The organism is Microcystis sp. M090S1 (genome assembly GCF_020246295.1).
Classification (GTDB): Bacteria; Cyanobacteriota; Cyanobacteriia; order Cyanobacteriales; family Microcystaceae; genus Microcystis; species Microcystis aeruginosa.
The window spans coordinates 1-9,398 of record NZ_JADBTF010000101.1; the positions used below are offsets into that span (position 1 = coordinate 1).

General features: G+C 42.0%; 10 protein-coding genes and 2 pseudogenes. 10 read left to right on the forward strand and 2 right to left on the reverse strand.

What is annotated here, in order from left to right; translation table 11 throughout:
• The first annotated feature begins 365 nt into the window (after window positions 1-365).
• The 7 genes and pseudogenes from gvpN (at window position 366) to IM477_RS04705 (ending at window position 3,898) form a co-directional block, all read left to right on the forward strand.
• Entirely contained in the window at window positions 366-1,406 is a 1,041-nt protein-coding gene (gvpN, locus tag IM477_RS04680) for a gas vesicle protein GvpN (RefSeq protein WP_287730730.1), read from the forward strand.
• A gap of 29 nt (window positions 1,407-1,435) precedes the next feature.
• Complete coding sequence (locus IM477_RS04685; RefSeq protein WP_287730731.1) at window positions 1,436-1,846, forward strand: gas vesicle protein; 411 nt, start codon at window positions 1,436-1,438, stop codon at window positions 1,844-1,846.
• Window positions 1,803-2,111, forward strand: a complete 309-nt coding sequence (locus tag IM477_RS04690; protein ID WP_287739907.1) for a gas vesicle protein — start codon at window positions 1,803-1,805, stop codon at window positions 2,109-2,111. Before IM477_RS04685 ends, IM477_RS04690 begins: the two co-directional genes overlap by 44 nt.
• A gap of 12 nt (window positions 2,112-2,123) precedes the next feature.
• A pseudogene (locus tag IM477_RS23305) lies at window positions 2,124-2,294 on the forward strand (gas vesicle protein); the annotation flags it as partial.
• A gap of 102 nt (window positions 2,295-2,396) precedes the next feature.
• Complete coding sequence (locus IM477_RS04695) at window positions 2,397-2,870, forward strand: gas vesicle protein K (RefSeq protein ID WP_002758523.1); 474 nt, start codon at window positions 2,397-2,399, stop codon at window positions 2,868-2,870.
• Window positions 2,871-2,885: 15 nt separating this feature from the next.
• A complete protein-coding gene (gene gvpF / locus IM477_RS04700) occupies window positions 2,886-3,620 on the forward strand; it encodes a gas vesicle protein GvpF (protein ID WP_287730733.1) in 735 nt (244 codons plus the stop codon).
• A gap of 14 nt (window positions 3,621-3,634) precedes the next feature.
• Complete coding sequence (locus IM477_RS04705; RefSeq protein WP_286823764.1) at window positions 3,635-3,898, forward strand: gas vesicle protein GvpG; 264 nt, start codon at window positions 3,635-3,637, stop codon at window positions 3,896-3,898.
• Window positions 3,899-4,052: 154 nt separating this feature from the next.
• On the opposite strand, the gene IM477_RS04710 is transcribed toward IM477_RS04705, so the two are convergent.
• A complete protein-coding gene (locus tag IM477_RS04710) occupies window positions 4,053-4,385 on the reverse strand; it encodes a gas vesicle protein (RefSeq protein WP_287730735.1) in 333 nt (110 codons plus the stop codon).
• A 92-nt stretch (window positions 4,386-4,477) separates the two neighbouring features.
• On the opposite strand from IM477_RS04710, the gene IM477_RS04715 reads away from it, so the two are divergent.
• The 3 genes from IM477_RS04715 to IM477_RS04725 all read left to right on the forward strand — a co-directional run bounded on the left by IM477_RS04715 (window position 4,478) and on the right by IM477_RS04725 (window position 9,003).
• Complete coding sequence (locus IM477_RS04715) at window positions 4,478-5,161, forward strand: GvpL/GvpF family gas vesicle protein (RefSeq protein ID WP_190723178.1); 684 nt, start codon at window positions 4,478-4,480, stop codon at window positions 5,159-5,161.
• A gap of 12 nt (window positions 5,162-5,173) precedes the next feature.
• The gene (locus tag IM477_RS04720; RefSeq protein WP_287730737.1) at window positions 5,174-7,075 is read left to right on the forward strand and encodes an ArsA family ATPase; all 1,902 of its coding nucleotides are present in this window, start codon (window positions 5,174-5,176) and stop codon (window positions 7,073-7,075) included.
• 83 nt (window positions 7,076-7,158) lie between these two features.
• Window positions 7,159-9,003 (forward strand): AAA family ATPase, encoded by a 1,845-nt coding sequence (locus tag IM477_RS04725; protein WP_287730739.1) that lies wholly within the window; start codon window positions 7,159-7,161, stop codon window positions 9,001-9,003.
• A 187-nt stretch (window positions 9,004-9,190) separates the two neighbouring features.
• Here the strand turns inward: IM477_RS04725 and IM477_RS04730 are convergent.
• Window positions 9,191-9,319 (reverse strand): annotated as a pseudogene (locus IM477_RS04730) (IS630 family transposase); the annotation flags it as partial.
• Window positions 9,320-9,398 lie beyond the last annotated feature (79 nt).

Consider the following 9,398-nt stretch of genomic DNA (forward strand, 5'->3'; position numbering starts at 1 on the left):
GTCAGTCTGTAGAGCGACCATAAGACCAGAACAGAGTAAATCTGTTAAGGCAGGTGCGGAACCCCGCAAGGGAAAGAAGCAGAAACCTAAATCGTGAGGTTTGGGAATCACCGTCCGTTTACGGCGGTGAGGATGTCAAAATCAAGGTTCTAGATCTAATTGATGACAGTTCCTAATTTTTTGTGATATTATTATGAGGTAAGCCTTAAAAGCTAAAGACGATTAAACTTGCCGTAAAATTCGGGTAACACGAGCGTCCTTGCCTACTCGGTTATTAAAGGGAAACCTGAACCAGCAGTTGTTAGCTCGAGAATATCCGTCCGCTTCAGGCGGGGATTATCAATGGTATTTACTAGATTTCGACTATGACATTTACTGAAACTCAAACAAGAAGATCCGTTCTCTCCCTTCGCCCCGGTCAATTTGTTGTTACGCCTTCGATTGATCAAATTGCCACTCGCGCCTTACGTTATCTAAACTCTGGGTTTTCCATTCATCTATGTGGTCCAGCAGGAACGGGAAAAACCACCTTGGCAATGCACCTGGCCAATTGTTTAGCCAGACCTGTGATGCTAATCTTTGGCGATGATGACTTTACCAGTTCCGATTTAATTGGTAGCCAATCTGGTTATACCCATAAAAAGCTGACGGATAACTATATCCACAGCGTTCTCAAAGTTGAAGACGAGCTAAAACACAACTGGGTGGATTCTCGCTTAACAATGGCCTGTCGCGAGGGTTTTACCCTAGTTTATGATGAGTTCAATCGTTCTCGACCTGAGGTCAACAACGTTTTACTCTCTGCCTTGGAAGAAAAAATTCTCACCCTGCCACCCACTAGCCATCAACCCGATTACCTACAAGTCAATTCTCAATTTCGGGCAATTTTCACCTCCAACCCAGAAGAATATTGCGGGGTTCATGCTACCCAAGATGCTCTAATGGATCGGTTAGTAACCATTAATATGCCTGAACCAGATCAACTGACTCAGACCGAAATTCTTGCCAAAAAAACGGGGATTGGTCGAGATGATGCCTTATTTATTGTCAACCTCGTCAAAAACTTTCGTTTGAAAACTGCGACTGAAAAAACGTCAGGTTTGCGCTCTTGTTTAATGATTGCTAAAGTCTGCGCCTCTCACGATATTGTGGCCAACTCCGATGATGCCGACTTCCGTGATATCTGCGCCGATGTTCTCTTGTCCCGCACAAGCTTACCTATTGATAGCTCAAGAGCTATTTTATGGGAAATCCTCGACGACAATCTGGTAGAATCCTTATCCGTTGGAGAGGAAGAGGAGCCTTCCGATGCCCAAGCGTCAACTTCTGAGCCTTTGACAGGAAATCAATCGTTAAAAGCCATTCAATCTTTACTGCGAACGAACTTGCTGAAGCAAAAAGACTAGTTTTATACTCTTATTGGGTGAAACCAACCGTGACTTCTTCCACTTTTGCTGGCTCGCTCAAAACCCAATCAAACAACTCCCTGAAAACAGCAACTCAAGGTTCGAGTTTGGCGGATATCCTTGAACGAGTTTTAGATAAAGGAATTGTGATTGCTGGCGATATTTCAGTTTCGATCGCCTCCACTGAACTTATAAATATCCGCATTCGTTTGTTAATTGCCTCTGTTGATAAAGCAAAGGAAATGGGAATCAACTGGTGGGAAGGGGATCCCTACCTCCATAGCCAATCCCAAGCTTTACTAGCAGAAAATCGGGAACTTTCACTCCGACTCCAAACCCTAGAAACCGAGCTTGAAACCTTAAAATCCTTAACCCAATTGAGTGCAATGGAGAGCCATGATCCCAGTCCGAACGATGAAGCACATTCCTCAGATGCGTGAAATTCCTCACTTGAATCCTCAAAGGTTAGGAAATTTACACGAGACGATTGCCCCCCTTGATAAAGCAAGGGAAACGGCGATTAACGGCTTGCAAGGTTATCCCTACCTCCCTAGCCAATGCCAAGCTTTATTCGCAGAAAACCTGGAACTTTCACGCCGACTTCAAGCCTTAAAATCCTTAGCCAAATTGAGTGTAATGGAGAGCCGTGATAGCAGTCCGAACGAGCAGGCACATTCCTTATATACATTGAAATTCCTCCGGTAAGGAAGTTTATGCCAGTTAACGATTGCCTCTGTTGATAGAGCAAGGGAGATGGCAATTAATGGGTGGGAAAGCGACCCCTACCTCCCTAGCCAATCCCAAGCTTTATTGGCAGAAAATCTGGAACTTTCACGCCGACTTCAAACCTTAAAATCTTTAACCAAATTGAGTGCAGAGGAAAGTTGACATTGTTTAATTACATCATTATTTTCCCTCAGATAAAATTTCTTGGCCAAGCTCCCCACTAGAGACTCACCGTCAAAAACTGCTCATTTACCAATTCCAACCATGACACTTGCTTGCACACCTTACGATTCTGATAATCAAGCCTTGCTGACCCGTCCAGAAAGTAATAGCCAAGCTGGTTTAGCCCCTTTACTGTTAACTGTCGTGGAACTGGTACGCCAATTGCTCGAAGCCCAAATCATTCGCCGGATGGAAAAAGGGGTTCTCAGTGAGTCTGATTTAGATAGAGCCGCAGAAAGTATCCAAAAATTGCAAGAACAAATTCTCTATTTGTGTGAAATTTTTGAGGTTGAGCCAGAAGAGTTAAATGTCCACTTAGGAGAGTTTGGAACTCTTTTACCTGAAGCAGGGAGTTATTACCCGGGAGAGGAGGGTATTAAGCCTTCTGTGTTAGAATTAGTCGATCGACTCCTCAATACGGGAGTTGTTGTGGAAGGAAATGTTGATCTGGGTTTAGCTCAACTAGATTTAATTCATCTAAAGCTTCGTTTGGTTTTAACTTCTCAGCCGGTTTAATTTGGGAGAATACTGATGACAGTGGGTCTTTATTTGTATGGAATCTTTCCGGAACCAATTCCTGACGGACTCGTTTTGCAAGGGATTGATAATGAGCCAGTTCACAGTGAGATGATTGATGGTTTTAGTTTTCTTTACTCCGCTGCTCATAAAGAGAAGTATTTGGCATCCCGTCGCTATTTAATTTGCCATGAAAAAGTATTAGAAACTGTCATGGAAGCAGGGTTGACAACGTTGTTGCCCCTGCGGTTTGGCTTAGTTATCAAAACCTGGGAATCCGTCACCGAACAATTAATTAATCCCTATAAAACGCAACTGAAAGAATTATTTGCTAAACTGTCAGGCCAACGAGAAGTTAGCATTAAGATTTTTTGGGATAATCAGCTGGAATTACAAGCGGCTTTGGAGTCTAATCCTAAGTTAAAGCAAGAACGGGATGCGATGATGGGGAAAAACTTAAATATGGAAGAAATTATCCATATAGGTCAACTCATTGAAGCAACTGTATTTCAACGGAAACAAGACATTATTCAAGTCTTTAGAGAGCAATTAAATCATCGGGCCCAAGAGGTGATTGAAAGCGATCCGATGACGGATGACATGATTTACAATGCAGCTTATTTAATTCCCTGGGAGCAAGAGCCGGAATTTAGCCAAAACGTTGAAGCGATCGATCAGCAGTTTGGTGATCGCCTAAGAATTCGCTATAACAATTTAACCGCACCCTATACCTTTGCCCAACTTATCTAAGGAGAGTATTAGTTATGTTTCTCGATCTTTTATTTCTTCCTGTTACCGGTCCTATTGGGGGTCTAATCTGGATTGGGGAAAAAATTCAAGAGCGTGCAGATATAGAATATGATGAGTCTGAAAACTTGCACAAATTATTATTATCCTTACAACTAGATTACGATATGGGCAACATTTCCGAGGAAGAGTTTGAAATTCAGGAAGAAGAACTTTTATTAAAAATTCAAGCCTTAGAAGAAGAAGAGGCGGCAGAAGACCAATCTGAATCTTCTCTCTAAAATTTTTCTATACGTCCCACGTTCAGAACTGACAATCTTTCCCACCCTATAGGCCATGAACAAAATCACAAATTGTAGCGGCGCTTAGTAAGGGCGGCTTTGACAAGCTCAAGAACTCGTTGAAGCTTGGTCAGAACTAGCCCTTGATTAAGCCTTAATATTCTAGGTAAAAAGCTTGGAAATTACTAGAATTATTAGAGGAGTGGGCAACAGTTTTGGGGGAATCAGGTTTTTTAGGTAAACTAGGAGGATTGACTGTACGCAAATTTTGAATACTTTGTTCTGTAGTCTCAATTTGATCTGTCACAAACGTCAGACGACTTTTTAACTGCTGAATCTGCCGCTCCATTATTTCTAATTTTTCTTGGATACGTTGTTTTTCAGTAATTAACTTATAAAGCTCAAGTTGCTGATCTGCTTCAGATTGTTTCCGAGGCATAGTGCTAATTTTAGATCTAATTGATCTGGGTGAACGAGTGGTTGTCATAACAATCCCTGAATAACTTAGAATATTCTAGCATATCAACGCCCCAATATAAAAACTTGTAAAAAATCGTAAATTTTCTTTTGGTAAACCCTATGAAATTGTACAATCTATATACTTACGCTTTTTTGAAAACCCCAATAGAAAGCCTAACATTACCCGTTGGAATGGCTAACCCATTGTTACTGATAACTGGTGGAGAGCTATCGGCCGTAGTCGAACCCGAAGTTAGTTTAGACACTTTACAAAATGATGATGAACGCTTGATTCAATCCGTTTTATGTCATGATCGAGTCATCTGTCAATTATTTCAACAAACCACTATTTTACCCCTACGTTTTGGCACATCTTTTTTAGAGTCAGAAAATTTACTGACTCATCTTTGTTCTCATGGCCAAGAATATCAAGAAAAAATTGAAGAACTTGAGGGAAAAGGAGAATATCTTTTAAAATGTATTCCCCGTAAGCCAGAGGAGCCTGTACTCTCTTCTGAAAGCAGGGGCAGACAATATTTTTTAGCCAAAAAACAGCTTTATGAAGCCCAACAAGATTTTTATACTTTGCAAGGTTCAGAATGGCAAAATCTCGTGAATTTAATCACCCAAAGCTATCCATCAACGAGGATTATTACTGCTCCGGGGACAGAATCACGAATTTATCTTTTAGTTAATCTTCAAGAAGAACCTTTACTAATCGAGCAAGTCTTGCATTGGCAGAAAGCCTGCCCCCGTTGGGAATTACAATTAGGACAAGTTTCTCCCCCCTATCACTTTACTTAACTTGATTTCTCTATGACTAACTTTAACTTGGTAAATAACTCTCTAAGTCGTTATGACACTCGACATTTAGTTATGTTTAGTGGCAAAGGAGGAGTGGGAAAAACTACCCTTTCCTGTGGATTTGCTCGCCGTTGGGCTAAATTATTCCCCGAGGAACAAATCCTGTTAATCTCAACCGATCCTGCTCATTCTTTAGGGGATGTATTGCAAACAGAAGTTAGCGATCAAGCATCACCTGTAAAAGACTTACCCAACTTAAAAGTTAGGGCATTAGATGCGGAAAAATTGCTCTTAGAATTTAAAGAAAAATACGGAAAATTTTTAGAAATTTTAGTAGAACGGGGCAGTTTTGTTGAAGGAGAAGATTTAACTCCTGTTTGGGATTTAGACTGGCCAGGTTTAGATGAAATTATGGGTCTATTAGAAATTCAGCGATTACTTATTGACAATGTTGTAGATCGAATTGTTGTTGATATGGCTCCCTCTGGTCATACCTTGAATTTATTGGGAATTAAAGACTTTTTAGAGATTATTTTAAATTCTTTAGAGTTGTTTCAAGAAAAACATCGTGTTATTTCGCAAACTTTTTCAAAAACCTACAATGCCGATGATGTGGATGACTTTTTAGTCAAAACACAAGCAGAATTAACCGAAGGCAAACGAATCCTACAAGATCGGGATTTTACCCTTTGTTTAATTGTGGCAATTGCCGAACCGATGAGTTTATTAGAAACCGAACGATTACTCAATAGTTTGCATCACTTAAATATTCCCTGCGGCAGCTTATTTATTAATCGCATTCTAACGGATCCTAATCAAAATTTAGATCGCTACAGTGAGCAACAGCAACTCCTGGATAAATTCCTAAAAATTCCAGGTCAAGAGACAATTTTCACCCTGCCCCAACAGGCAAAAGAACCCCTAGGAGGTGAAGCATTAGATCAGATCATGAGTCAAATTAAAATCATCGAAAAAGTAGAATTTACTCCCCCGCCTCCTATTCAATGGCCGCAAAAAATTCTGCCGAGTTTTAGTGATTTTATTGACGACAAACGCCAACTCATTATCATTGGTGGCAAGGGGGGAGTGGGAAAAACAACCGTTGCTGCGGCCATTGGTTGGGCGTTAGCTAATCGTCATCCCGATCAAAAAATTAGAATTATTTCTATTGATCCAGCGCATTCTTTGGGAGATGCCTTTGGGACAAAGTTAGGACATCAATCCACACAATTAACTGCTAATTTAAGTGGTCAAGAAGTTGATGCTAATATCATTTTAGAAAAATTTCGGGATGATTATTTATGGGAACTGGCAGAAATGATTAGTGGTGAAGGTAAGGAAGAAGGAAACATCAAACTAGCTTATACTCCGGAAGCTTGGCGACAAATTGTAGCTCAATCTCTGCCAGGAATTGATGAAATGTTATCCCTAGTAACAGTGATGGATTTATTAGACCAGAAACAACAAGATTTGATTATTTTAGATACGGCTCCTACCGGTCATCTCCTGCGATTTTTGGAAATGCCAACGGCTTTAGGAGATTGGTTAAGTTGGATTTTTAAGCTTTGGATGAAGTATCAAAATGTCTTAGGGCGTGTAGATTTAATGGGACGATTGCGAACCTTAAGACAACAAGTGATGTCTGCCCAGAAAAAACTAAAAGACCCCCAACATACAGAATTTATTGGAGTTTTGCAAGCCCAAGATGCTATAGTTGCCGAACAACTGCGATTGACAGCATCTTTGAAAAAAATGGGAGTCTATCAACGTTATGTCGTGCAGAATCGTTATCACGCTAATGAGGAAATTGATCGGGATTTATTCCCAGATCAAACTTTGATTCGCTTACCCAGTTTACCCCGGTCAGTAGAACCTCTAGCCCGGGTAAAAAGCGCGGCAGATCTGTTATTTTAAAGGTAATTAGTCTGATCAAGTCGGACTTCTTAACCCCATCTATTACCCAGTACCCATCTTTCACTTGACTCAGGAGAAATTTTATGGCAGAATTATTCAAAGGATTTGAGCAATTAGTCGAACTGGCTAAAATCTTGGAAGAGAAACTGGAAAAAGGGGAAATTAAAACCGAAATGCAATTTAATTCTCGTCCCTTGAGTAATATTCCCCGTTCTGGCGGTATTCCCCGTTCAGGGGGGGTTTCTCGTTCGAGCAATTCTGGCGGGGATGATTTTGAGGTCAATCGCCATCGCTCATCCTCCACTGATTCAGAGGTTAAAGACACTGTGACACCGCCCGAAGGACCGACCACGGCTTCCCTGAAAGATGTTGGTGGCTTGACGGAAGTGATTAAAGAACTCAAAGAACTAATTGCCATTCCTCTGAAACGCCCTGACTTGTTGGCCAAGTTAGGACTTGAACCCACTCGCGGAGTTCTCTTAGTCGGACCCCCTGGAACCGGTAAAACCCTGACCGCCCGTGCTTTGGCCGAAGAACTCGGTGTTAACTATATTGCCTTAGTCGGACCAGAGGTGATCAGCAAATATTATGGGGAAGCCGAGCAAAGACTGCGGGGAATTTTTGAGAAAGCCAGTAAGAATGCGCCTTGTATCGTTTTTATTGACGAAATTGATAGCATGGCACCCGACCGCAGTAAAGTTGAAGGGGAAGTAGAAAAAAGACTGGTGGCCCAATTGCTGGGTTTAATGGATGGCTTTGCCCAAAGTCGAGGGGTGATTGTTCTAGCGGCGACAAACCGTCCCGACCATCTTGACCCTGCCCTCCGTCGCCCTGGACGGTTTGACCGAGAAGTCCTCTTTCGGGTGCCTGACCGCAAGGGCCGTTTAGAAATCCTGCAAATTCTCACCCGTTCCATGCCCCTAGATGAATCAGTTTCCTTAGCTCTGATTGCCGATAATGCTGTGGGATTTGTCGGGTCAGATTTAAAAGCCGTTTGCCAGAAAGCGGCCTATAGTGCTTTGCGACGCCAGGTTCCTACGATTGACTCGCAAATTCCAGAAACAATGACGGTGGTCCAAGCCGACTTTTTGCAAGCCCTTAAAGAAGTTAAACCGGCGGTATTGCGGTCTGTGGAAGTGGAGTCTCCCCATGTGGACTGGGACAATATTGGCGGACTTGAACAGATTAAACAAACCCTACAGGAGTCCGTGGAAGGGGCATTACTCCATCCTCAATTATATACGCAAACCAAAGCCCAAGCTCCCAAAGGTATTTTACTTTGGGGGCCACCCGGAACGGGAAAAACCTTATTGGCCAAAGCGGTTGCCTCTCAGGCGCGAGCTAATTTTATTAGTATTAATGGACCTGAGCTTTTGAGCAAATGGGTGGGTGCGAGTGAACAAGCGGTGCGTGAGTTGTTTGCCAAAGCTCGTCAGGCAGCACCTTGTGTGGTTTTTATTGATGAAATTGATACTTTAGCACCAGCAAGAGGTCGTTATAGTGGGGATTCAGGAGTGAGTGACCGGGTTGTGGGACAAATCCTCACGGAGTTGGATGGGTTGCAAACTGGGGCAACGATTTTAGTGATTGGAGCCACTAATCGCCCAGATGCGTTAGATCCAGCCTTATTGCGAGCGGGACGGTTGGATTTACAGTTAAAAGTTGATTTACCGAATGCCTCCAGTCGTTTAGCAATTCTCGGAGTTCATAATGATGAACGTCCTTTAGAGGATGTGGATTTAGGCTATTGGGCCGAGGCAACCGAAGGCTGGAATGGCGCAGATTTAGCGTTATTATGTAACCAAGCGGCACTGATGGCAATTCGTCGTTATCGCCATCAGGGAATGACTGACCCGGCTGAGATTCGCATTACAACGGCTGATTTTAATCATGCTTACCAACTGTTGGTTGAACAGCGTGCCAATTGATTTTTTTTCCCCCTTGCTTTAGTAGGGGGGAGAATCTCAATTCAGGAAAACCATCGTAAAAAGGAAAATTTTCAAAAATGTCTGCAATAATGGGTCTAATACTAAATCCGGTTATTAAAAACTGATTATTTATTCCCCCTTTTGCATGAGTGCCTCTTGCATGAGTGCCTGTCCTCATAAGTATACTTTAGACGTTCATAATCTGAGATTTATTAAACTTCTGAAATCGTAGAGTGAGCAAGGAATCCAGTTCTTTTTTATGTTTCAGATGGGCATCATTCAGACATTCATAAATAGCTGAAGAAAAGTCAGAAAAGCGCCAATTCAAAAATGAAACGCATCAACCTCAAGAGTTGACAGAAAAAGGCTCATCAGGTACTGTCTGATCATTAACA